This is a genomic window from Streptomyces sp. NRRL F-2664, assembly GCF_000719345.1.
GTDB lineage: Bacteria > Actinomycetota > Actinomycetes > Streptomycetales > Streptomycetaceae > Streptomyces.
In genome coordinates this window covers 129,125-151,926 of the sequence record NZ_JOFX01000003.1, presented here as the reverse complement: position 1 = coordinate 151,926, position 22,802 = coordinate 129,125, and the positions used below count along the sequence as shown (strand labels likewise).

Annotated in this window: 16 protein-coding genes and 1 pseudogene; 9 read left to right on the top strand and 8 right to left on the bottom strand. The window is 73.0% G+C overall.

The window, feature by feature from the left end; genetic code table 11:
* Positions 1 to 3 precede the first annotated feature (3 nt).
* Complete coding sequence (gene katG / locus IF89_RS0105220; protein ID WP_030761825.1) at positions 4 to 2,235, bottom strand: catalase/peroxidase HPI; 2,232 nt, start codon at positions 2,233 to 2,235, stop codon at positions 4 to 6.
* 291 nt (positions 2,236 to 2,526) lie between these two features.
* Between katG and IF89_RS0105215 the strand changes: the two genes are divergently transcribed.
* From IF89_RS0105215 to IF89_RS0105205, 3 genes are all read left to right on the top strand, one after another.
* Positions 2,527 to 2,946, top strand: a complete 420-nt coding sequence (locus IF89_RS0105215) for a Fur family transcriptional regulator (protein WP_030761823.1) — start codon at positions 2,527 to 2,529, stop codon at positions 2,944 to 2,946.
* Positions 2,947 to 3,097: 151 nt separating this feature from the next.
* Positions 3,098 to 3,466 carry an STAS domain-containing protein gene (locus IF89_RS0105210; protein WP_030761820.1) on the top strand — a complete coding sequence of 123 codons (369 nt, stop codon included), beginning with the start codon at positions 3,098 to 3,100 and terminating at the stop codon, positions 3,464 to 3,466.
* Positions 3,467 to 3,528: 62 nt separating this feature from the next.
* Positions 3,529 to 3,912, top strand: coding sequence for an ATP-binding protein (locus tag IF89_RS0105205; RefSeq protein WP_043193078.1), 384 nt, complete (start codon positions 3,529 to 3,531; stop codon positions 3,910 to 3,912).
* Between the two features lie 116 nt (positions 3,913 to 4,028).
* Here the strand turns inward: IF89_RS0105205 and IF89_RS0105200 are convergent, their stop codons facing one another.
* The 4 genes from IF89_RS0105200 to IF89_RS37700 form a co-directional block, all read right to left on the bottom strand.
* Positions 4,029 to 4,916 (bottom strand): SigB/SigF/SigG family RNA polymerase sigma factor, encoded by an 888-nt coding sequence (locus IF89_RS0105200; protein ID WP_030761815.1) that lies wholly within the window; start codon positions 4,914 to 4,916, stop codon positions 4,029 to 4,031.
* A 116-nt stretch (positions 4,917 to 5,032) separates the two neighbouring features.
* The gene (locus IF89_RS0105195; RefSeq protein WP_030761812.1) at positions 5,033 to 5,758 is read right to left on the bottom strand and encodes a metallophosphoesterase family protein; all 726 of its coding nucleotides are present in this window, start codon (positions 5,756 to 5,758) and stop codon (positions 5,033 to 5,035) included.
* Entirely contained in the window at positions 5,755 to 6,009 is a 255-nt protein-coding gene (locus tag IF89_RS0105190; RefSeq protein ID WP_030761809.1) for a BON domain-containing protein, read from the bottom strand. Before IF89_RS0105190 ends, IF89_RS0105195 begins: the two co-directional genes overlap by 4 nt.
* A complete protein-coding gene (locus IF89_RS37700; RefSeq protein ID WP_324605302.1) occupies positions 6,006 to 6,656 on the bottom strand; it encodes a nucleotidyltransferase family protein in 651 nt (216 codons plus the stop codon). The genes IF89_RS0105190 and IF89_RS37700 overlap by 4 nt, the downstream gene beginning before the upstream one ends.
* Positions 6,657 to 6,891: 235 nt before the next feature.
* Here IF89_RS37700 and IF89_RS0105180 point away from each other — a divergent pair, with 235 nt between their 5' ends.
* The 4 genes from IF89_RS0105180 (at position 6,892) to IF89_RS0105165 (ending at position 13,721) form a co-directional block, all read left to right on the top strand.
* Entirely contained in the window at positions 6,892 to 7,572 is a 681-nt protein-coding gene (locus IF89_RS0105180; protein ID WP_030761804.1) for an HAD family hydrolase, read from the top strand.
* A 57-nt stretch (positions 7,573 to 7,629) separates the two neighbouring features.
* Positions 7,630 to 8,112: a DUF6328 family protein gene (locus IF89_RS0105175; RefSeq protein WP_030761802.1), complete on the top strand. Its 483-nt coding sequence runs from the start codon at positions 7,630 to 7,632 to the stop codon at positions 8,110 to 8,112.
* Between the two features lie 238 nt (positions 8,113 to 8,350).
* A complete protein-coding gene (locus tag IF89_RS0105170) occupies positions 8,351 to 12,301 on the top strand; it encodes a Pls/PosA family non-ribosomal peptide synthetase (RefSeq protein ID WP_030761799.1) in 3,951 nt (1,316 codons plus the stop codon).
* 97 nt (positions 12,302 to 12,398) lie between these two features.
* On the top strand, positions 12,399 to 13,721 hold the full coding sequence (locus tag IF89_RS0105165; RefSeq protein WP_030761796.1) for a M1 family metallopeptidase: 1,323 nt from the start codon (positions 12,399 to 12,401) through the stop codon (positions 13,719 to 13,721).
* A gap of 118 nt (positions 13,722 to 13,839) precedes the next feature.
* Here IF89_RS0105165 and IF89_RS37695 read toward each other — a convergent pair whose 3' ends face one another.
* The 3 genes and pseudogenes from IF89_RS37695 to IF89_RS49295 form a co-directional block, all read right to left on the bottom strand.
* On the bottom strand, positions 13,840 to 15,483 hold the full coding sequence (locus IF89_RS37695) for a PKD domain-containing protein (protein ID WP_043193023.1): 1,644 nt from the start codon (positions 15,481 to 15,483) through the stop codon (positions 13,840 to 13,842).
* A 470-nt stretch (positions 15,484 to 15,953) separates the two neighbouring features.
* Positions 15,954 to 16,262 (bottom strand): ricin-type beta-trefoil lectin domain protein, encoded by a 309-nt coding sequence (locus IF89_RS49300; RefSeq protein ID WP_324605301.1) that lies wholly within the window; start codon positions 16,260 to 16,262, stop codon positions 15,954 to 15,956.
* A gap of 697 nt (positions 16,263 to 16,959) precedes the next feature.
* A pseudogene (locus IF89_RS49295) lies at positions 16,960 to 17,631 on the bottom strand (serine/threonine-protein kinase); the annotation flags it as partial.
* 446 nt (positions 17,632 to 18,077) lie between these two features.
* On the opposite strand from IF89_RS49295, the gene IF89_RS37685 reads away from it, so the two are divergent.
* A complete protein-coding gene (locus tag IF89_RS37685) occupies positions 18,078 to 19,958 on the top strand; it encodes a VanW family protein (RefSeq protein ID WP_078628100.1) in 1,881 nt (626 codons plus the stop codon).
* 183 nt (positions 19,959 to 20,141) lie between these two features.
* Positions 20,142 to 22,775, top strand: a complete 2,634-nt coding sequence (locus tag IF89_RS0105145) for a SpoIIE family protein phosphatase (protein WP_420706877.1) — start codon at positions 20,142 to 20,144, stop codon at positions 22,773 to 22,775.
* Positions 22,776 to 22,802: the final 27 nt, after the last annotated feature.

Below are 22,802 nucleotides of genomic sequence, written 5' to 3'. Positions count from 1 at the left end.
CGATCAGACGAGGTCGAACCGGTCGAGGTTCATCACCTTGTTCCATGCGGCGACGAAGTCCTTCGCGAACTTCTCCTTGGCGTCGTCGCTGGCGTAGACCTCCGCGAGGGCACGCAGCTCGGAGTTGGAACCGAAGACCAGATCGGCACGGGTACCGGTCCACTTGACCTCGCCGGTGGCGGTGTCACGCCCCTCGAAGGTGTGCGCGTCCTCCGAGGTCGCCTTCCACTCCGTGCCCAGGTCCAGGAGGTTGACGAAGAAGTCGTTCGTCAGCGACCCGGGCGTCCTGGTGAACACGCCGTGCCGCGACTGCTGGTGGTTGGCACCCAGCACGCGCAGGCCGCCGACGAGGACCGTCAGCTCCGGCGCGCTCAGGTTCAGCAGGTTCGCCCGGTCCAGCAGCAGGTACTCGGCCGGAAGCCGGTTGCCCTTGCCGAGGTAGTTGCGGAAGCCGTCGGCCGCCGGCTCCAGCGCGGCGAAGGACTCCACGTCCGTCTGCTCCTGCGAGGCGTCCACACGGCCCGGTGTGAAGGGCACGCGCAGATCGAACCCGGCGTCCTTGGCGGCCTGTTCCACCGCCGCGGCACCGGCCAGCACGATCAGGTCGGCCAGCGAGATCCGCTTGCCTCCCTGCTGGGCGGCGTTGAACGCCTCCTGGATCCCCGTCAGGACGCGCAGCACCCCCGCCAGCCGGTCCGGCTCGTTGACCTCCCAGCCGCTCTGCGGCTGCAGGCGGATCCGGGCGCCGTTGGCGCCGCCGCGCTTGTCGCTGCCGCGGAAGGACGAAGCCGACGCCCAGGCGGTGGAGACCAGTTGGGACACCGTCAGGTCCGACGCGAGGACCTGCTGCTTCAAGGACGCGACGTCCGCGGCGTCGACGAGTTCGTGGTCGACCGCCGGCAGCGGGTCCTGCCACAGCAGTTCCTCGGACGGCACCTCGGGACCGAGGTAGCGCACGACGGGCCCCATGTCGCGGTGGGTCAGCTTGAACCACGCACGGGCGAAGGCGTCCGCGAACGCCGCCGGGTCCTCCAGGAAGCGGCGCGAGATCTGCTCGTAGGCCGGGTCGAAGCGCAGCGACAGGTCGGTCGTGAGCATCGTCGGCGCGTGCGTCTTCGACGGGTCGTGTGCGTCGGGCACGGTGCCCGCGCCCGCTCCGCCCTTGGGCCGCCACTGGTGGGCGCCGGCGGGGCTCTTGAACTGCTCCCACTCGTAGCCGAAGAGGATCTCGAAGAAGCTGTTGTCCCAGGTGGTCGGCGTGGTGGTCCAGATGCCCTCCAGACCACTGGTGATCGTGTCCCCGCCCTTGCCGGTGCCGAAGGAGTTGGCCCAGCCCAGGCCCTGCGCCTCGATCGGGGCGGCCTCAGGGTCGGCGCCGACGCTTTCGGCCGGGCCGGCTCCGTGGGTCTTTCCGAAGGTGTGGCCGCCGGCGATCAGGGCCACCGTCTCCTCGTCGTTCATCGCCATCCGGCGGAACGTCTCGCGGATGTCTCGGGCCGCGGCGACCGGGTCCGGGTTGCCGTTCGGGCCCTCCGGGTTGACGTAGATCAGACCCATCTGGACGGCGCCGAGCGGACTCTCCAGCTCGCGGTCGCCGCTGTAGCGCTGGTCGTCCAGCCACGCCGTCTCGGGACCCCAGTACACGTCCTCGTCCGGCTCCCAGACGTCGGCGCGGCCGCCGCCGAAGCCGAAGGTCTCGAAGCCCATCTGCTCCAGCGCGACGTTGCCGGTGAGGATCATCAGGTCGGCCCACGACAGGCTCTGGCCGTACTTCTTCTTGACCGGCCACAGCAGACGGCGGGCCTTGTCCAGGTTGCCGTTGTCCGGCCAGCTGTTGAGCGGGGCGAAACGCTGCTGGCCCGCGCCGGCGCCGCCGCGTCCGTCGCTGATCCGGTAGGTGCCGGCGCTGTGCCACGCCATGCGGACCATGAAGGGGCCGTAGTGGCCGAAGTCGGCGGGCCACCAGTCCTGGGAGGTCGTCAGGACCTCCGCGATGTCCTGCTTCACCGCGGCCAGGTCGAGGCTGCGGAACGCCGCGGCGTAGTCGAACTCCTCACCCAGCGGGTTGGCGACCGCGGGGTTCTTGGCGAGGATCTTCAGATTCAGCCGTTCGGGCCACCACTGGCGGTTCCCGCCGCCCTGGGTGGGGTGCGCCGCCCGCCCGTGCGCGACGGGGCAACCGCCGCCGCCCTCGGCCTTGTCGTCCGTGACGATCGCGTCGTGGTTCTCAGACATGGGAATCCTTCCGTACCAGGGGGATCGCGTGCTCAGGACCGAATGCGGTCGAACAGCGGGACAGGGGTCCCTGCGCACGGGGCCCGCCTCGTCGGTCGACGCGACGCCGAGCGGTCACCGTCGGCGTACTCCCGGCGCTCGGGAGTCTTCCTACCTCTTGGTTATCAACGGAACCGATCCTACGATGGACGCAGTCCAAGTCAAGATGAGTACCAAGCCCATATTCGATCGGATCGACGGACGCCCGCCGAGGCATGGAGGCGCCCGCCGCACCCGACAGGGGGAGCCGAAATGAGTGACCTGCTGGAACGGCTGCGGAGCCGCGGCTGGCGGCTGACCTCCCAGCGGCGGGTCGTCGCCGAGGTCCTCGACGGCGACCACGTGCACCTGACGGCCGACGAGGTGCACGCCCGCGCGGTCGAACGGCTGCCGGAGATCTCCCGGGCCACCGTCTACAACGCCCTGGGCGAGCTGGTGGCCCTCGGCGAGGTCGCGGAGGTCACCACCGACGGCCGTGCCAAGCGCTACGACCCCAACGCGCACCACCCCCACCAGCACCTGGTCTGCTCCGGATGCGGCCTCATCCGGGACGTCCACCCGACCGGTGACCCGCTCGCCGGCCTGCCGGACCAGGAGCGGTTCGGCTTCGCCGTCTCCGAGGCCGAGATCACCTACCGGGGCCTCTGCCCCGCCTGCGCCCCGCCGGATTGACCGCTGCGCCAGCGGGTAGGCGCCGTGCAGAACCGGGCGAAGCGACGCCGGAACGACCTCGGTGGGCGCGGCCGGCCATCGGTCGCGGTGCGCGGAGGGCGGCAGGACGATGGCGTTCACCCACCTGCGCACTGGGAAGAGGTGGTTCCCGATGGCCCCGCCGGCGGACGGTGACCGATTCGCCGTAGAGGTGCGGTCCGAGGGCGACATCCTCGTCCTCGCCCTCACGGGAGAACTGGACCACGACACGGCCGAGCCCCTGCGTGCCGCCCTCACCGCGGGCGTCGAAGGGGGTGCGCGCAGACTGCTGGTGGACTTCTCCGAACTCCGCTTCTGCGACTCCACGGGGCTGAACGTGCTGCTGCACAGCCGGCTCGCGGCGCGCGAGGCGGGCGGCACGATCGAGCTCGCCGGCCTGCGGCCCCCGGTCGCCCGCATGTTCCGCATCACCGGTGCGGACGGGATCTTCGCCGTGCACCCCGACCTGGCGCATGCACTGGCCGAACCGCGGCACGCGTGAGGGGGGAGGGTGCCATGGAGCCGCGGCCCCTCGACCGGAGGCGGAGCCTCCTGCTGGCAGGCATGAGTGACGTCGTCACCCGGTGCCGCGACTTCACGCGCGACGCCCTGACCGACTGGAAGTGGATGCCGGGTTCCCGCGACGACGCCGAGGACGTCCTGCTGCTGGTCTCCGAAGTGGTCGCCAACGCCTGCCTGCACGCGGGCGGGCCCCGCTCCCTGCTCCTGGACTGCACCGACGAACGGCTCCGGGTCGAGGTCACCGACGGCGACCCCGCCGCCCCCACGCCCCGCTCCCGCCCGGACCCGGCCCGCCCCGGCGGATACGGCCTGCTGATAGTGGAACGGATCGCCCGCCGCTGGGGCTCCCTGCCGCTCGCGGACGGCAAGTGCGTATGGGCGGAGATCGCCTCACCCTCCGGCTCCCCGGACGGCCAGTCGGCCTAGGCTTCCCGGACGGCCGGCCACACACTCCCCGTCCGTCCCGGCCGCGCGGAGCGTGCCGGCGGGCCCGCACGGGCCGTAGTGAAGAACAGGTGCAACGAACGAACGCGGTGCGGTCCTCAGGTCGGGCCGGCGTCCTCCTGCTCGCCCTCGTCGGCATCCTCCAGCATCCCCGCGCGCAGCTTCGCCATGATCCGGCTCAGCAGCCGGGAGACGTGCATTTGCGAGATGCCGAGGCGCTCGCCGATCTGCGACTGCGTCAGCTCGTCGCCGAAGCGCAGCTGGAGGACCAGCCGGTCCCGCTCACCCAGCGCGCCGAGCAGCGGCTTGAGTGTCTCCAGGTCCTCGATGCGCTCGTACGCCTCCTCCTCCGTGCCCAGCGAACGCGGCAGGGAGCCCCCGTCCGCGTCCTGCCCCACCGAGGTGCTGAGGGACTCCGCGACGTAGCAGTTCGCGGCCTGCCGCCCCTCGGCCAGGGCGTCGTCGCTGACACCGAGGTGCTCGGCGAGCTCGTGGTCCGTCGGCCGGCGGCCCAGGTCCTGTTCCATCGCGTCGCAGGATTTCGCCATGTCCAGGCGCAGCTCCTGCAGGCGCCGCGGCACCTTCACCGACCAGCTGGTGTCCCGGAAGAAACGCTTCATCTCGCCCGTGATCGTCGGCACGGCGAACGTGGCGAACTCCACCCCGCGCCCGACGTCGTACCGGTTGATGGCCTTGATCAGGCCGATCGTGCCCACCTGGACGATGTCCTCGAAGGGCTCGCTGCGGTTGCGGAAGCGCCGGGCGGCGTACTTGACCAGGCTGAGGTTCAGCTCCACCAGCGTGTTGCGGACGTACGAGTACTCCGCGGTGCCCTCGGTCAGGGAGCGCAGACGGTGGAAGAGCGCGACGGAGAGGGTCCGGGCGTCGTCCGTACTGACGGCCAGGGGGTTGTCGGGAATCTCGATGGCGTCCACCGGAGACCCGGTATGGACGGGGCCCGCGGTGTCGAAGGGCAAGGGGGTCATCAGTTTCCTCCGACGGGTCGGGGAGCTGCTGGTGCGCAGCGGGGCCGTCGTGGGTTCCCGTTCGGTTATATACCCGATCGTGGCGGCCTGACCCTTTTGGAAACTTTCCGGCGCCCTCAGCCGGTCGGCGGGGACAGGTGGTACACGGCGAAGGCGCGGTCGATGACGGGCATGGCCACATTGCGCACGCGCACCCCGCCGCCCGTCATCCCGTGCTCGGTGCCCATGTGGGCGTGCCCGTGCACCGCGAGGTCGGCACCGGCCCCGTCGATGGCCTCCGCCAGCAGGTAACTGCCGAGGAAGGGGTAGATCTCCGGCGGTTCGCCCGCCAGGGTGTCCGGCACCGGCGAGAAGTGCGTGAGCGCCACCCGTACGCTGCTGCCGTCGAGCTCGCGCAGGCTGCGGCCGAGCCCGTCCGCGCACGCACGGGAGTACCGGATGAAGGCCTTCATCTCCGGTTCCCCGAACTCGGTGGCGCTGCGTCCCGCGAAGCCCCCGCCGAAGCCCTTGGTGCCGGCGACACCCACGGTGACGCCCCGGATGTCGAAGGTGACGCCGGCGCCCTCCAGGACGTGCACACCCCCCTCGACCAGTTCGCGGGTGACGGCGTCCGGCTGGTCGCTCTGGTAGTCGTGGTTGCCGAGGACGGCGACCACGGGCACGGGCAGTCCGGCGACCTCCTCGGCCACCACCCGGGCCTCCTCGCGGGTGCCGTGCCGGGTGAGGTCCCCGGCCAGCAGCAGCAGGTCGGCGCAGTCGCCGAGCGTGTCGAAGGCGGGACGCAAGGTGCCGGCACTGTCCGGTCCGAGGTGGATGTCCCCGACGGCGGCGACGCGGATCACGACAGCACCTCCGCCGGTCCGGGGGGTCCGACGCGGTGCACCGTCAGGTCGTCGTGCCACGGGACCCCCTCCAGCTCTTCCCCGGCGATCCGCAGGACCGCCGCACGGGCGGCGTCGTCGGCCACGACGCCCCACACCATCACCCACGCGCCGCGTGCCTCCACGCGCACGCCGAGCTCCGCGACGTCCTCGCGCGCCAGGCGGTCGCGCAGGTGCTCCACGCGGTAGTCGAGGTTCTCCACGGCAGTCATGAGGTCCCCTTCCCCCGGTCGATGACCCGGAGCCGGTCGAGGAGGTACAGGAAGGCGTCCGGCAGCGGGGCGTCCCGGTGGACCCGGTCCAGCCGGTCCCAGTCGATCTGCTCGCGCAGCATCCGCGCCATCGGCAGGAGGTCGCCGAAGTCGCAGTAGTGCTCGGACAGGGCGGCGAGCCGGCTGTCCATCAGGTCGGTGGGGGAGAGGACCGGCATCCACACCGAGTCCACCGATTTCACGGTCGCCCGTTCCAGCAGCTCCTCGCTGACGGGACGGCGGGCGAGTTCGAAGATCAGGTCGATCTCCTCCCCGCCGGACCGGCCCTTGACCAGCCAGTCCTCCGCGGCGCGGCGCATCTCGATGCCGCCCTCCTCCAAGGCCTTGATCGCCGCGTCGGCGTCCTCGCGCCGCATGCAGAAGTCCGTGTCGTGCTGGAACCGGGCCGGGACCCCGTGGGCGAAGGCGGCCACGCTGCCCGCGAGCGCAAAGGGCTGCCCGGACTGCTTCAGCAGCGCCGCGACGTGCTTGGTGACCTCCAGGATCGCCTGGGTGTGGTCCCGGGGCAGCTGGCCGGTCATCTCGGGCGGGCTCAGCGACTCCGGGGGAGGGAACCCGTCGGCGGTGTCGGCAGGATGCTGATTCACGGAGGACCTCACTCGTCGGATCCGGCGTGCCGGGCAGGGGGACCGCGTGCTGACGGCTCGCTCCTAACCCGTCCGGCGCAGCCGAAACCCGTCCGTCCCCCGGACGGCGGACGGACGGTGCCCTACATGCCGCCCGGCCGGACGCGTGTTCGGGCGTGTCGGGGGTAGGCGCCGTCCGAGGCGGGGGCCGGACCTCCCCGCACGGTCCCGGCCCACCGACCCTGGAGGCGGAAAGATGAACCGCGCCGCTCTGTTCGACGTCGACGGGACCCTTGCCGACACCAACCACCTGCACGTCACGTGCTGGTGGGAGGCGATGCGCCAGGCCGGCCACAGCGTGGCGATGCACGACATCCACCGTGCCGTCGGCCTGCCCGGCGAGGACCTCCTCGTCCACCTGCTGGGCGACGACCGCGACCCGGGCGAGGACGAGCGGCTCAGCGCGGCGCACGACACGCTGTACGCCACCTACTTCGACCGCCTGCCCGGCCTGGACCGTGCCGCCGAGCTCCTGCGCGAACTCGACCGCAGGGGCTGGCGGGTCGTCCTGGTCACGTCGGCCGGCGAAGCCGAGCTGACCGCACTGCGGGGCGCCATCGGCGCCGACGACGCCATCACCGCCACCGCGAGCTCCGACGACGTCAGCGCGGGCAAGCCGGCCCCGGATCCGGTGCGCCAGGGCCTCGAACTCGCCGGGGCGGCCGCGGGCGACGCCGTGTTCGTCGGCGACACCGTCTGGGACATGAAGGCCGCGACCCGGGCCGGCGTCAGCTGCGTGGGACTGCTCTGCGGCGGTATCCCGCGGCGGGACCTGGAGGAGGCCGGAGCCCGGGCCGTCTACCGACACCCGGCCGACCTGCTGGCCGCCTTGGACGACAGCCCCTTCGCGGACGGGTCCCGTGAAGCAGGGAGATAGCACTTCGGCCGGTGCGTCGGGGCCCCGCCCCACGCCACACCACTTGGAGGAGAGAGCATGACCGGCACCACCGAGGGACGGGACGAGAGCCCTGAGGAACGCGCCGACCGGCAGTGGCAGGAACTCATCCAGGAGATCCGCGTCGCCCAGACCGGCGTGCAGATCCTCTTCGGCTTCCTGCTCACCGTGGTCTTCACCCCGCTGTTCCACGAGCTTCCGCAGACGGACCGGAACATCTACATCGCCACCATCGTCCTCGGCTCTTTGGCGACCGGCGCACTCATAGGCCCCGTGGCCTTCCACCGGATCGTCTCGGGCCGCCGGATCAAGCCCAAGGCCGTGGCCTGGGCTTCGCGCCTGACCTTCACGGGCCTGGTCCTGCTGCTGGCGACGTGCACGGCCGCACTCTTCCTCGTGCTGCGGGTGGCCACCCATGACGCCCTCGTCCCGTACCTGGTGGCCGGAGTGCTGGCCTGGTACCTCCTGTGCTGGTTCGCCCTGCCGCTGTGGGCCCGGCTGCGGTACACGGTGGAGAAGTGACGGGACGCGGGCGCCCGTGACAGCGCCCGGGCGGCCGGCGGTCCGCAGACCGCGAGGCTGCCGGCCGGGAGTCTGCCGGCCGACCGGGCGCGATCGGGCCACCCCCGAGGTTTCGACAAGAAAATCCTTGACCGCGCACTAGGCTGGTGGGTTGTTCGGCCACAGACCGGAACAAACGGGGTGATTCCGGTCTCCGCCGATGAACCGGACCGACTGCCGGAACGACACGCGAGGGCCGATGCCAGCCACACCCGACCGCACTGAACTCGCACTCCTCGACGACCGCGGCCCCCTGGAGCCCGCAGAAGGAGGTACGGAAGCGCACGGGGAGGCCGGCAAGGCGGCCCGCTTCCGCGCCGGGCCCGCGGCCCCGCCCCGCACCCTCGTCGACATCCTCGAATCCACCGTACGGGCCTGTCCCGACGAACCGGCCCTCGACGACGGCACCACCCGCCTCACCTACCGGGCCCTCGCCGCCGAGGTGGAGCGCGGCCGCCGGGCCCTCGCCGCCGCCGGCATCGGTCCCGGCGACCGCGTCGGCGTACGCGTCCCCTCCGGGACCAACGCGCTGTACGTGGCCGTCCTCGCCGTGCTCGCCGCGGGCGCCGCCTACGTACCCGTGGACGCGGAGGACCCCGACGAACGCGCCGAGCTCGTCTTCGGCGAGGCCGGCGTCCGCGCGGTGGTCGGCGCCGGACTGCGCATCACCCCCCGCGGGAGCGCCGCGGGACCGGAAGCTCCCGCGGGTGACCGCTCCCCACGCCCCCGGCCCGAAGACGACGCGTGGATCATCTTCACCTCCGGCTCCACCGGCAGGCCCAAGGGCGTCGCCGTCACCCACCGCAGCGCCGCCGCCTTCGTCGACGCCGAAGCGGCACTCTTCCTCGCCGAGGAACCGATCGGCCCCGGCGACCGCGTCATGGCCGGCCTGTCCGTCGCCTTCGACGCGTCCTGCGAGGAGATGTGGCTGGCCTGGCGCTACGGCGCCTGCCTCGTGCCCGTCCCCCGCAGCCAGGTCCGCAGCGGAGCCGACCTCGGCCCCTGGCTGGTGGAGCAGGAGATCACCGTGGTCTCCACGGTCCCGACCCTGGCCGCCCTCTGGGAGCCCGAGGCCCTCGGCGAGGTCCGGCTGCTCATCTTCGGCGGCGAGGCCTGCCCGCCCGAACTGACCCAACGGCTGGTCACCGAGGGCCGCGAGGTCTGGAACACCTACGGCCCCACCGAGGCCACCGTCGTCGCCTGCGCCGCACTCCTCACCGGCGACGAACCGGTCCGCATCGGCCTCCCCCTGAACGGCTGGGAACTCGCCGTCGTCGACGGGTCCGGAGACCCCGTCCCCATGGGAGGCAGCGGCGAGCTCGTCATCGGCGGCGTCGGCCTGGCCCGCTACCTCGACCCGGACAAGGACGCGGAGAAGTACGCCCCGCTGCCGTCCCTCGGCTGGCAGCGCGCCTACCGCAGCGGCGACCTCGTTCGCGCGGAGCCGGAAGGACTGGTCTTCCTCGGCCGCGCCGACGAGCAGATCAAACTCGGCGGCCGCCGCATCGAGCTGGGCGAGGTCGACGCCGCCCTCCAGGCCCTGCCGCACGTCGCGGGCGCCGCGGCCGCCGTCCGCACCGCCCGCAGCGGCAACGAGCTGCTCGTCGGCTACCTGGTCGTCCAGGACGGCTGGGAGCGTACGGCAGCCGTCGAGCGGCTGCGCGCCGAGCTGCCCGCGGCCCTCGTACCCCTCCTCGCCCCCGTCGCCGAACTGCCCACGCGCACCTCCGGCAAGGTCGACCGCGACGCGCTGCCCTGGCCGCTGCCGGACCTGGAGACCGCAGGCCCGGCCGAGGAACTCCACGGCACCGAGGCCTGGCTCGCCGAGCAGTGGCGCGAAACCCTCGGCACGGCCGTCACCAGCGCCACCGACGACTTCTTCGCGATCGGCGGCAACAGCATCGCCGCCGCCCGGCTCACCACACGGCTGCGCACCCGCTACCCGAGCGCGGCCGTGCTCGACATCTACCAGCAGCCCACCCTGCGCAAGCTGGCCCGCCGCCTGGAGAAGTCCGCACCCGACCGCCGCGCGGCCCGCCCCGTCGCACCGGTCCCCGTGCGTAGCCAGGCCGTCCAATGCCTCCTGATGCTCCCACTGCTCACCGTGCTCGGGCTGCGCTGGACGGTCGCCCTGCTGGCGCTCGGCAACGTCCTGCACCGCTTCGGCCCGTACCCGTGGGCACCCACCGCCTCCTGGTGGCTCGTCGCCGCGGGCGCCGTCCTCTTCTACAGCCCCCCTGGGCGCCTCGCCGTCGCCGCCGGCGGCGCCCGCCTGCTGCTGCGCGGGGTCGGGGCCGGACGGCACCCGCGCGGCGGCAGCGTGCACCTGAGGCTGTGGACCGCCGAACGGCTCGCCGAGTACTCCGGTGCCACGTCCCTGACCGGGTCCTGGCTGGAACGCTACGCCCGGGCCCTCGGCGCCAAGATCGGCCCCGAGGTCGACCTGCACGCTCTGCCGCCCGTCACCGGCATGCTCAAGCTCGGCCGGGGCTGCGCCGTGGAGTCCGAGGTCGACCTCTGCGGGCACTGGCTCGACGGGGACCAGCTGGAGATCGGACCCGTCCGGATCGGCGCGGGAGCGGTGGTCGGCACCCGCAGCATGCTCTTCCCCGGCGCACGGATCGGCAAGCGCGCCGAGGTCGCCCCGGGCTCCGCGGTCGTCGGCACCGTCCCGACCGGCCAGCGCTGGGCCGGTGCGCCTGCCGTCAAACTCGGCAGGGCGAAGCGCAACTGGCCCGACGAGCGCCCGCCGCGCGCGGTCCACTGGCGCGCCATGTACGGGGCCACCGGCTTCTGCCTGACCGTGCTGCCCGTCCTCGCCACCGTGCCCGCCCTGCTCGTGATCAGCGCTTTCGTGCCCGCCGACGCCGGACTCGCGCAGGCCCTGCGCGGAGCGCTCGTGGCCGTGGTCCCGGCGGCCCTCGCCTTCGGCCTCGCCTATGCGCTGCTGCTGCTCGCCGCCGTGCGCCTGCTCAGCCTCGGCCTGCACGCCGGGAACCATCCCACGCACAGCCGCACCGGCTGGCAGGCCTGGACCGTCAGCCAGCTCATGGACCTGGCCAGGGCGACCCTCTTCCCGCTGTACGCGGGGCTGATCACGCCGGTCTGGCTGCGCCTGCTCGGCATGAAGGTCGGCCGTGGAGCCGAGGTGTCCACCGTCCTGGCGCTGCCCAGCCTGACCACCGTCGGCGAGGGCGCGTTCCTCGCCGACGACACCCTCACCGCCCCCTTCGAACTGGGGGGAGGCTGGGTGCGGATCGGCCGCTCCACGATCGGCCGCCGCGCCTTCCTCGGCAACTCCGGCATGGCGGCGCCGGGCCGCAGGGTGCCCGACGACGGGCTGGTCGGCGTCCTGTCCGCCGCCCCCAAGAAGGCCAAGAAGGGCAGTTCGTACCTGGGCCTGCCCCCGGTCGAACTGCCCCGGTCCTCCGCGGCCGCCGACCGCAGCCGGACCTACGACCCGCCCGCGCGCCTGCTGTGGGCACGCGGCCTGGTCGAGCTGTGCCGGCTCGTCCCCGTCTTCTGCTCGGCGGCGCTCGCCGTGCTGGCCGTGGCGGCCCTGTGCGCGCTGACCGCCCGGAGCGGCCTGGGCGTCGCCGGCGCCGCCCTGCTGTCCGGAGTCGTGCTGCTGGCCGCCGGGGCGGCCGCCTGCTGCGTGACCGTCGCCGCGAAGTGGCTGCTGGTCGGACGGCACAGGCCGGGCGAGCACCCCCTGTGGAGCGGTTTCGTATGGCGCAACGAGCTCGCCGACACCTTCGTCGAGGTTCTGGCCGTGCCCTGGCTGGCCGGATCGATCCCGGGCACACCGCTGATGTCCCTGTGGCTGCGCGGGCTCGGCGCCCGCATCGGCCGCGGCGTGTGGTGCGAGAGCTACTGGCTGCCCGAGACCGACCTGGTCACCGTGGGCGATGCGGTCAGTGTGAACCGCGGCTGTGTGGTGCAGACACACCTCTTCCACGACCGGATCTTGAGGACGGATACTGTGGTCCTCCGCGAGGGCGCCACCCTGGGCCCGGGCGGAATCGTCCTGCCCGGCAGCACGGTCGGGGCGCGCAGCACCCTGGGCCCCGCCTCCCTCGTGATGGCCGGGGAGTCCGTCCCCGCCGACACCCGCTGGCTGGGCAACCCGATCGAGGCATGGCGGTCCTGAGGGTCGGGGCGCCGGCCGGGACGCCCGGCGGAACAGCGGGTACAGCAGGGGCACACCAGCACGGCGTACGAGCACGGCGCAGGGAGCGGAAGCGGTAGTGAGCGGCCAGACCACAGCGGTGTCGGACCCGTACTTTCCGGCCAACGGCGACGTCCGTTACCGCGTGCACCGGTACGAGATCGCCGTGGACTACCGTCCCGGCCCCAACCGGCTGGCCGGGACGGCCCGCCTCAGCGCGATCGCCGGCCGGGCGCCGCTGACCGAGTTCCACCTCAACCTGGCCGATTTCAAAGTGGGCCGTGTCCTGGTCGACGGGCGGGCGCCGCAGTACACCCACCGGGGCGGCCGGCTCCGCATCCGGCCGGCCAAAGCGCTGTCCGCCGGAGCCGCCTTCACCGTCGACGTCCACTGGTCGGGCAACCCCAGGCCGGTGCGCAGCCCCTGGGGCGGCATCGGCTGGGAGGAGCTGACCGACGGGGCGCTCGTGGCCAGCCAGCCGGTCGGCGCCCCCTCCTGGTACCCGTGCAACGACCGCCCCGCCGACAAGGCCTCCTACCAGATCTCCGTCAACACGCCGTCCGCCTACACGGTCGTGGCAGGCGGCCGACTGCTCACCCGGACCACCAGGGCCAGTACCACCACCTGGGTGTACGAGCAGCCCGCGCCGACCTCCAGCTATCTGGTCGGCCTGTCCATCGGCATGTACCAGACGGTCCTGCTGGGCGACCCCGGGCTCGGCGGGGTGACGCAGAGCGCCCATGTGCCCGCCCACCTGCTGCCGCGGTTCTCCCGGGACTTCGCCCGCCAGCCCGCCATGATGCAGCTCTTCGAGGAGCTGTTCGGCCCGTACCCCTTCGGCGAGTACGCGGTGGTCGTCGCCGACGAGGAACTGGACGTACCCGTGGAGGCGCAGGGACTGTCCCTCTTCGGGACCAACCACGTGGACGGCGTCCGCGGGTCGGAGCGGCTCATCGCCCACGAGCTGGCCCACCAGTGGTTCGGCAACAGCGTGACCATCGCCGACTGGCGCCACATCTGGCTTAACGAGGGCTTCGCGAAGTACGCCGAATGGCTCTGGTCGGAGCGCTCCGGCGGCCGTACCGCGCACGAGCAGGCCGCCGCCGCGCACCGGTCGCTCACGGCGCGGCCCCAGGACCTGCGGCTGGCCGACCCCGGCCGGAAGCTGATGTTCGACGACCGCCTGTACCAGCGCGGCGGCCTCGCCGTGCACGCCATCCGGCGGGCGCTGGGCGACGAGGCCTTCTTCCGCATGCTGCGCGACTGGGCCACCGCGCACCGGCACGGCGTGGTCGGCACGGCCGCGTTCACCGCTCACGCCGCCCGCTACGCCGCAGGCCCGCTGGACGAGCTGTATACGGCCTGGCTGTACGAGGCCGCCCTCCCGCCTCTGCCCGGATAGTTCCCGGACGGACGGACGGACGGCTTGCGCATGCGCCCCGGCGGCCTGCCGGAGCGGGCTGTCGGGGCGCTGCGGCAGCCCCGCCGGCGGTGGACGCGCCGGCGGGGCGGTTCATGCGTCAGTTCTTGGCGTAGAAGCCGAAGGTGTCCACGACCAGGTCGGTGGGCTGCCAGCCCATGTTCCAGAAGTCGATCACGTTGTACGGGCCGGAGCTCGCCTGGACCAGGTTCGGGACGGTCTTGCCGGGCGTCCAGTTCAGGTTCGAGGAGTTCGGCGGGGTCGGTTCGCTCGCCCAGTTGCCCTCGTAGGCCTCCCAGGAGTTCGGGTCCGGGGAGACGGTCAGGAAGCCGGTGCCGACGGTGTTGGTGACGGTGGCGTTGGTGATGAGGGCGGTGACGTTGGGGTCGCCGTTCATGACCTCGCCGTAGATGTAGGAGCGGCCGTCGAGCGGACCGTCCCACTCGCGGGTGTCGAACCAGCGCGAGGGCGTGCTGCGGATCAGCGCTGCGCCGCTCTCGGGGCTGTAGTAGCCGACGACGTCGACGACCACGTGGGTCCCGGCCCAGGCGCCGTTGCGGATGCTGATCCTGCCGTCCGCGCCGATCGGGACGATGACGGAGTTGGCGATGGTCTGGCCCGTCGTGAAGTTCACGTTGGAGGCCGTCGGCGCCGAGCCGCCGGAGGGGTAGACGGTCAGGTGGCCGTCGTTCTTCGGCTCGGTCACGGTCACGTTGAGCGCGACGGCCTTCGCGCTCGCCGGGACGCCCCCGCGGCCGTGGATCTGGGTGCTGAAGCTGCTCTGGCCCGGGACCTGGCCCCGACCGGTGCCGAGGCCCTCGCGGGTGTCGACGACGCGGCTGGGGGTGAGCGAGGTGTAACCGCTGGCGGCCGACTTGGAGAAGTAGCCGGTGACGTCGGCGACCAGGTCGATCGCGCCGTCGCCGCTGTTGTAGATGTTCACGAAGCCGTTGGCGCCGACCGACGCGATCACCATGTTCGGGACGGTCTGGCCCGGGGCGTAGTTGACGTTCGAGGTGGTCGGCAGGGCGCCGCCGTCGGCGTACACGCGGACGTGCCCCGCCCTGGCGGGGTTGGTGACGGTGACGTTCAGGACCACCGCGGTGGCGTCGGCGGGGATCTGCGCGGCGCCGCCGACCCGGACGCGGGCGGTGCCGAAGGCGGGGACCTTGGCACGGGCCGCGCCGGTGCCGTCGCGGGTGTCCAGCAGACGGGTCGGGGCGTGCGGGGTGAACTCGTTGCCCGCCGTCCGGATGACCGTCTGGTTGGTGCCGCGGACGCTGCCGTCGCCGCCGTCGATCAGGCTGACCTTGACGGTGTAGACGCCGGCCTTGGTGTAGGTGTGGTGTTCGGTCAGCTCGGTGGGGCCGTTGGCGCCCACCTGGACCTGGCTGCCGTCGCCCCACTCGACGCGCACACCGAGCGCCGTACCGGGGTCGCTGGAGACGAACAGCTTCAGCTCCACGCCGTGGGCGCTGGTGGTGGTGGCTTCGAGGCCGACCGTGGGGTCGGCGGCCGGCGCGGCGTCGGCCGCCTTCGCGCCGCCCTTGGCAGCCGGGTGGACCGTCTTGGACGCCGGGCTGGACGAGGTCTCGGACCGGTAGGCCTCGGTGGTGTTCAGGTCGAGGTCGGGAACGGCCACGCCGGGACCGTTCCCCTCCGTGGCTCCGGCCTGGCCCGCGGCGTCGGCGACCCCCGGTACGAGAGCGACGCCGGCCGCCACGATCGCGGCGGTGGACAGCATGAGTCGGCGATTACGCACCGGCCCCCCCATTTTCATTTTTGAACGTGATCAGGTTTGACGCGCTCAGAGTACATACGTTCGATGCCGTGCGCGAGGGGTTTCGATCACGGGGTGCGGGACGGCTCCGGGGTGCCGACTCGCGGCGGGGTGGCGGCGGGGCTGCTCGCATCCAAGCAGGTCAGGGACATCACCACCGCGGACTGGAGCCCTTGGCCGGCTCGGTCGCGGGGATGGCGCGCGGGCAGGGGGCCGAGGTCCCGGAGCGGATGGCCGCAGGCCGTGGCCGTCGCGGCCGCCCATGCCGCCAGGGCCAGGGGTGCCAGAGTCGTCGGAGCCGTCCGCCGCCGGTGCCGTCGCAGGATGTGTCCGCCCTCCCTGTTCGCCTACAGCCGGTCAGTCTGCCATCCCGCCGCGCAGGCGTCCCTTTCGGATCGTGCCGGAGGACGCGGGCCGGGCAGAATCCGAGTGACCTAGCTCTGGCGGGTCCAGCGCTGGGAGGCCTCACCGCCGCACGTCTTCGTCACGAGGCCGCTGCTCATGCCCAGGTCGAGGCAGCCGCCGCCGAAGTCGCTGCGGAGGGTGCCGCCGGAGCCCGTGCGCCACACCCGGCCGATGTCCTGGGCGCAGTCCCCGACGAAGACGGCCTGCCCGAGCCCGTTGGAGTAGAGGCAGCCGCCGCTCTGCTGGTTGACGAGCTTGAAGCCGCCGTCCGACCGGCCCTGCACGGTCCAGCGGGCGGAGCCGTCCGCGCAGTCGCCGAAGTCCGAGGCCCCGAACATCTGGGTGAGGCACCTGCCGTTGTTGCCGTTGCGGTAGCGGTAGGGTCCCCCCTGCGGGCGGGCGGGATCCGCCGCCGGCGCCCCCGCCGCTGCCTGCGCCCGGGTCGGGCGGGCTGCCGGAGCCGCCCGCACCGGGCTGGGCCCCGCCGCCGGGGACCGTACCGGCAGCGGGTCCGGCCCCCGCTCCGCCGACGGCCCCCTGGGCCTGGCCCGGGGCCTCTCCCGGGGGCGGCGCGGGCGGGGCCGTACCGGACGGGCTCCCGTCGGCCGCCCGCGCCGGCTCGGCCGCACCCGTCACGGGGCCCGTCGGGGTGTGCTGCGCCCCGGCGCCCGGCGCGGCGACGTGCGGCAGGTACTGGACGGCGAGGGTGGTGCCGCCCGCGACCACCACGACGGGCAGGACCGCGAGGAGGACCCGTGTGCGGCGGCGTTCGGGCCGCTCCCGCCCCTCCGGCGCGGAGGCGCCCCCGGAGGCATCCGCTCGGGGAGCGCCGGCTCCCGCGGGGTCCGGCTCGCCGCCGGTGAGGGGGAGCGTGGGCACGTCGACGGCCTGGACGTCCGCGGCGAAGGCGGCCCGTTCGGTCAGCCGGTCGTCGATGGCGGCGGGCCACAGCGGCAGCGTGTACGGACCCCGCCGGTAGGCACTTTCGAGGAGTTCGGGCGCCGTGGGCCGGTCGTCCGGATCCTTGGCGAGACAGGCCTCGACGAGGTCGGCCAGCTCCGGCTCCCGCTCCCGCAGCGGCTCCAGGTCGGGCTCCTCGTGGACGATGCGGTAGAGCACCCCGTGCCCCGACTCGTCCCCGAAGGGCGGCCGGCCGCACGCCGCGTAGGCGAGCACCGACCCCAGCGCGAACACGTCCGTGGCGCCGCCCGGCGGCCGCTTCCCCGAGGCCTGCTCGGGGGCCATGTAGGCGGGCGTACCCACGACCATGCCGGTCCTGGTCAGCCGGCTCTGCTCCGCCGCCCGGGCGACGCCGAAGTCGATGAGGGTCAGCCCGTCGAGGGTCAGCATGACGTTGGAGGGTTTGAGGTCGCGGTGCACCATGCCGAGCGCGTGCACCGGGGCCAGCCGTGCCGCGGCCTCCCGCAGCAGCAGCCACAGGGCGTGACCGGGCAGCGGCCCGCCGTGCAGCGCGACGGCCTCGCTCAGGGTGATGCCCGGAATGTATGCGGTGGCGAACCACGGGGGCCGCGCCGCACGGTCGCCGGCCAGCAGCGGGGCGGTGGCGTCGGCGGGCAGGCGGGCGAGGTTGTCCAGCTCGTGTCCGAAGCGGCGTAAGAAGTCCTCGTCCTCGGCGACGACGGAGGCGAGCAACTGCTTGACGGCGACGTAGCGCCCCTCGTGCACGCCCAGGTAGACCCGTCCCATGCCGCCGGCCCCGAGCCGCCCGGCCAGGGGTACCGGTCCGATGCGGACCGGATCCTCCGCCCCCAGCGGCTCGGCCCCGCTCCCCGTCAGGTCCCACACATCGCCCGCCCCACCAAGACCAGTACCAGTTCCCGGGAATCTATCCCGATGATCCGGTTGCGGCAAAGAGCCCTGTCCGCGGCCGAGTTGGGCCTCCGCGGAAGGGTGCATTCCGTGCGCGTCCCGTCAGTGCGCTCCGTGGACCGCGGCTGTCACCCGCCCGGGCCGGTACCTCTCCGCTGTCACCTGCATCCCCTCCGTAAGGGATCCGCGAGCGTGAGAACCATTACATTCCTCCCTCAATCGCCCCATTTGGCGGAATCATGATGCCGGGAAACTGTCGTCTACGTGCCGCGCCAGCCGCGGCCCGCGCCCTCCGGACACGGTCGGGCGCCACTGGGAGTGACATGGGACGCGTGCGCAGCGGGACCGGCAACCGGCGGACCACCCTGCCGATGGTGGCGGGCGGAGCCGTCGTCCTCGGGCTCGGCGGCCTCTACGTCACCGGGCTGGTGGCCGGCGACGACATCGACCAGGGCACGCGCGTGCGGGGCGTGGACATCGGCGGGATGACCGCGGCCCAGGCACGCCGGACGCTGGACCGGCAGCTCGGACCCACCGCAGCGGCCCCTGTCGCCATGAAGATCGGCGACCGGGTCGAGCAGGCCGACCCGGCGGCCCTCGGGCTGTCCCTCGACACCGGGGCGACCGTCGACCGCGCCGTACGCAAGGGCTACGACCCCGTCACCGTCATCGGCGGCCTCTTCGCCTCCGGCGACCGCGACCTCGACCCCGTGGTCCGCACGGACGAGGAGAAGGGGCGGGCCGCAGTCGACCGCATCGCCGCGACCACGGCCCGCGCACCGCGCGACGGCGCCATCTCCTTCGACAAGGGCGCGGCGAAGGCCGCCGCCCCCCTCCCCGGCATCACGGTCGTCGAGGACCGGGCCCTCGACACGCTCCGCGGCGCGTACCTGCGCACCGGCGCCTCCCCGGTCGAGCTGCCGGTCGAGCGCACCGAGCCGGCCGTCGGCACCGAGGAGACCGGACGGGCCATGCAGCAGTTCGCCCGGCCCGCCATGTCGGGGCCCATCGCGCTCACCGTTGCCGGGAAGAGCCTGTCCATCACCCCGGCCGTCCTCGGCGAGCACCTGAAGATGCGGCCCGACGCCCAGGGCCGTCTCGTGCCCGCCCTCGACTCCAAGGGCCTGCTCGCCGAGCCCGCCGTGGCCCGCCCCATCGAGGAGGTCAGCCGCCCGCCGGTGGACGCCGCGCCCCGGGTCGGCCCGGACGGCACCGTGGTCCTGGCCCAGCAGAGCCGTGCGGGGCGCAAAGTCACCGAAGAGGCGCTCGGCAAGGCCGTTCTGCCGCTGCTGACCCGCACGGGCACCGCACGCAGCGGCGAAGTGGCCACCGTGGCCGTCCAGCCGGACCTCACCAGTGAGAAGGCGCGGCTCGGCATCAAGGAGAAGCTCTCCTCCTTCACCGTCGAGTTCCCGGCCGCCCCGTACCGCAGCACCAACGTCGCGCGCGCGGTCCAGCTCATCAACGGGTCCGTGGTCCAGCCGGGCAAGGAGTGGAGCTTCAACCGAACGGTCGGTGAGCGCACCAAGGAGAACGGTTTCGTCGACGGCATCATGATCAATGACGGGCAGTACGTGAAGTCGCCCGGCGGCGGTGTCTCCGCGGTCGCCACCACCATGTACAACGCCGTCTTCTTCGCCGGCCTCAAGCCCGTCGAGCACGGCGCCCACTCCTTCTACATCGAGCGCTACCCCGAGGGCCGTGAGGCCACCGTCGCCTGGGGCACCCTCGACCTGCGCTGGATCAACGACTCCGGGCACCCCGTCTACGTCCAGGCCGAGTCCACCGACACCTCCCTGACCATCACCCTCCTCGGCACCAAGAAGTACGACGAGATACGTGCGACCAAGGGCCCGCGGACCAACATCACGCAGCCCGCGAAGCGCACCGGCAGCGGACCGGCCTGCGAGGTCCAGACCCCCCTCGAAGGCTTCGACGTGACCGTCGGCCGGGTCTTCATCCAGGGCGGCAAGGAGGTCCGCAGCGAGGAGTACAAGACCCACTACACCCCGCGCGACGAGGTCGTCTGCACCCCCGAGACGCCCGAGACGCCCGGGACGCCCGAGGGATCCCCGACCCCGGCCCCGTCGGCGCCCGCCGCACCCCGGACCCCCGCCACCGGGCTGACGGCGGAGGCCGCGGACGCCCCCTCCGCAGCCACGGCCGGCGACCTCGCCGCCGGGGGCGCACCCCGCTCCTCCTGAGCGGCGGCGCCCGACGACGCGTGACACTCCCGGCGCGGATTGTGCATGCCGGGAGCCAGGGACGCCCGGAAGTGCTACAACTGGGTTCGTGACCATTCCTCGCCACCCGTGCCGGGCACGTCGGTGCGGTCACCTCTAGGCAACCGCTTCAGGAGCGTCGCCGGCCAGGTATTCGTCCTCCAGGTGGCGATCGTGGTGTTGCTCGCCGCCGGAGCCCTCCTGGCCCTCGTGCTCCAGTCGCGGCACGACATCGACCGCGAGGCGCGCAACCGGTCGGTCGCCGTCGCCGAGACCTTCGCCAACCAGCTGGGCCTGGAGGGCGCCCTGAAGACGTCCGATCCCTCCGCGGTCCTGCAGCCCCTCGCCGAGGAGACGCGCAAGGCCGCCGGGGTCGACTTCATCGTGGTGATGGACACCAACGGGATCCGCTACAGCCACCCCCAGCCGGACCGCATCGGAAAACGGTTCGTCGGAACCATCGAGCCCTCCCTCCAGGGCAAGGTCCACACCGAGAGCGTCGAAGGCCCCCTCGGCAAGGAGATCCAGGCGGTGGTCCCCGTCCAGGACGACGACGGCCGGGTCGTCGCCCTGGTGTCCGCCGGCCTCACCGTCGAGAACGTCACCGGCGCCCTCGACCAGCAGCTGCCGGTCATCCTCCTGGCCATCGCCACGGGCCTGGCGTTGGCGACCGTCGGCACCTGGCTGATCAGCCGGCGCCTGCGCCGCCAGACCCACGGGCTCGGCACGCAGGAGATGACCCGCATGTACGAGCACCACGACGCGGTCCTGCACGCCGTCCGCGAGGGAGTGCTGATCACCGACGGCGACGGACAGCTCCTGCTCGCCAACGACGAGGCGAAACGACTCCTCGGCCTGCCCGACGACGCCGAGGGCCGCCACATCGCAGACGTGCCCGGACTGGAGCGCCGGATGGCCGACCTGCTCCTCTCGGGCCGCGAGGCCACCGACGAGGTGATCGGCTCCGGCGACCGCCTGCTCGTCGTCAACCAGCGCCCCACCCACCCCCGCGGCCGGCCCGAGGGCGCTGCGGTCACCATCCGCGACTCCACCGAGATGCAGATCCTGACCGCCCGCGCCGAGACCGCCCGCCGGCGCCTCAAGCTGCTCTACGACGCCGGCGGCGACGTCGGCACCACCCTCGATGTGGTGCGCACCGCCGAAGAACTCGCCGCCGTCGCCGTCCCCCGCTTCGCGGACTTCGTCACCGTCGACCTCGCCGACCAGGTCATCGACGGCGACGAGCCCGCCCCCGGGGCCGACATGCGGCGCACGGCGATCAGCGGGATCCGCTCCGACCACCCCCTGTACCCCGTCGGCCGGCTGATCGACTTCCTGCCGTCCACCCCGCAGGCCCGCGGCTACGGCACCGGTCGGGCCGAACTCGTCCCCGACCTGTCCAAGGCGCCCGGCTGGCAGGCCCAGGACCCCCCGCGCGCCCGCGCCATCGTCGACTACGGCATCCACTCCCTCATCGCGGCCCCCCTCATGGCCCGCGGCGTCGTCCTCGGCGTGGTCAACTTCTGGCGGTCGCAGAAACAGGAGCCCTTCGACGAGGACGAGCTGTCCCTCGCCGAGGAACTCGTCGCCCGCGCGGCCGTCAGCATGGACAACGCCCGCCGGTACACCCGCGAGCACGCCCTCGCCGTGACGCTCCAGCGCAGCCTGCTGCCGCGCGCCCTGCCCGAGCAGAGCGCCATGGACGTCGCGCACTTCTACCTGCCCGCCCAGTCGGGAGTCGGCGGCGACTGGTTCGACGTCATCCCGCTGCCCGGCAGCCGCGTCGCCCTCGTCGTCGGCGACGTCGTCGGACACGGCCTGCACGCCGCCGCCACCATGGGCCGGCTGCGCACCGCGGTCCACAACTTCTCCTCCCTCGACCTGCCGCCGGACGAGATCCTCGCCCGCCTGGACGACCTCGTACAGCGCATCGACCACGACCACAACGGGGACGCCGACGACGCGGAGAGCGGCGGAGTCCTGGGCGCCACCTGCCTGTACGCCGTCTACGATCCGGTGTCCCAGCGCTGCACGATGGCCCGGGCCGGGCACCTGCCACCGCTCCTCGTGGCCCCCGACGGCACCACACAGATCGTCGAGCTGCCCGCCGGACCCCCGCTGGGCCTGGGCGGCATGCCGTTCGAAACCGCGGAACTGGAGCTGGCCGAAGGCAGCCAGCTGGTCCTCTACACCGACGGGCTCGTCGAGGAGCGCACCCGGGACATCGGCGAAGGGCTCGAACTGCTCCGGGCGGCGCTCAGCCACCCCGACCGAGACCCCCACGACAGCTGCCGGGCGGTGCTCGACATGATGCTGCCCGCGCGCCCCACCGACGACGTGGCGCTGCTCATCGCGCGGACCCGGACCCTCGGCCCGGACCGGGTCGCCCAGTGGGAGGTGCCCTTCGAACCGAGCGCGGTCGGCGCCATGCGCAGCGTCGCCGCCAAGAAGCTCGACGAATGGGACCTGACGGAACTCGGCTTCGCCGCGGAACTGATCCTCAGCGAACTGATCACGAACGCCCTGCGGCACGGCAGCGAGCCCGTACGGGTCCGCCTCCTGCGCGACCACAACCTGACCTGCGAGGTCTGGGACGGCAGCAGCACCGCCCCCCACCTGCGCTACGCCGCCACCACGGACGAGGGCGGCCGCGGCCTGTTCCTGGTGGCGCAGCTCAGCGAGCACTGGGGCACCCGCTACACCCCCGACGGCAAGGTCATCTGGGCGGAACTGGCCCTGCCGGGCGCCCCGGGCGGCGAGGCCGTCCTCTCGGCCTTCCTGGACGTCGACCCCCTCTGACCGGCCGCGCGACCTCCACCCTGCGAA

What these genes read in the sequence shown, in the direction of transcription:
- katG (WP_030761825.1), bottom strand. Translation starts at nt 2,235, where the DNA reads ATGTCTGAGAACCACGACGCGATCGTCACGGACGACAAGGCCGAGGGC.
- IF89_RS0105215 (WP_030761823.1), top strand. Translation starts at nt 2,527, where the DNA reads ATGAGTGACCTGCTGGAACGGCTGCGGAGCCGCGGCTGGCGGCTGACC.
- IF89_RS0105210 (WP_030761820.1), top strand. Translation starts at nt 3,098, where the DNA reads ATGGCCCCGCCGGCGGACGGTGACCGATTCGCCGTAGAGGTGCGGTCC.
- IF89_RS0105205 (WP_043193078.1), top strand. Translation starts at nt 3,529, where the DNA reads ATGAGTGACGTCGTCACCCGGTGCCGCGACTTCACGCGCGACGCCCTG.
- IF89_RS0105200 (WP_030761815.1), bottom strand. Translation starts at nt 4,916, where the DNA reads ATGACCCCCTTGCCCTTCGACACCGCGGGCCCCGTCCATACCGGGTCT.
- IF89_RS0105190 (WP_030761809.1), bottom strand. Translation starts at nt 6,009, where the DNA reads ATGACTGCCGTGGAGAACCTCGACTACCGCGTGGAGCACCTGCGCGAC.
- IF89_RS0105180 (WP_030761804.1), top strand. Translation starts at nt 6,892, where the DNA reads ATGAACCGCGCCGCTCTGTTCGACGTCGACGGGACCCTTGCCGACACC.
- IF89_RS0105175 (WP_030761802.1), top strand. Translation starts at nt 7,630, where the DNA reads ATGACCGGCACCACCGAGGGACGGGACGAGAGCCCTGAGGAACGCGCC.
- IF89_RS0105170 (WP_030761799.1), top strand. Translation starts at nt 8,351, where the DNA reads ATGCCAGCCACACCCGACCGCACTGAACTCGCACTCCTCGACGACCGC.
- IF89_RS37695 (WP_043193023.1), bottom strand. Translation starts at nt 15,483, where the DNA reads ATGCTGTCCACCGCCGCGATCGTGGCGGCCGGCGTCGCTCTCGTACCG.
- IF89_RS49300 (WP_324605301.1), bottom strand. Translation starts at nt 16,262, where the DNA reads ATGTTCGGGGCCTCGGACTTCGGCGACTGCGCGGACGGCTCCGCCCGC.
- IF89_RS37685 (WP_078628100.1), top strand. Translation starts at nt 18,078, where the DNA reads ATGGGACGCGTGCGCAGCGGGACCGGCAACCGGCGGACCACCCTGCCG.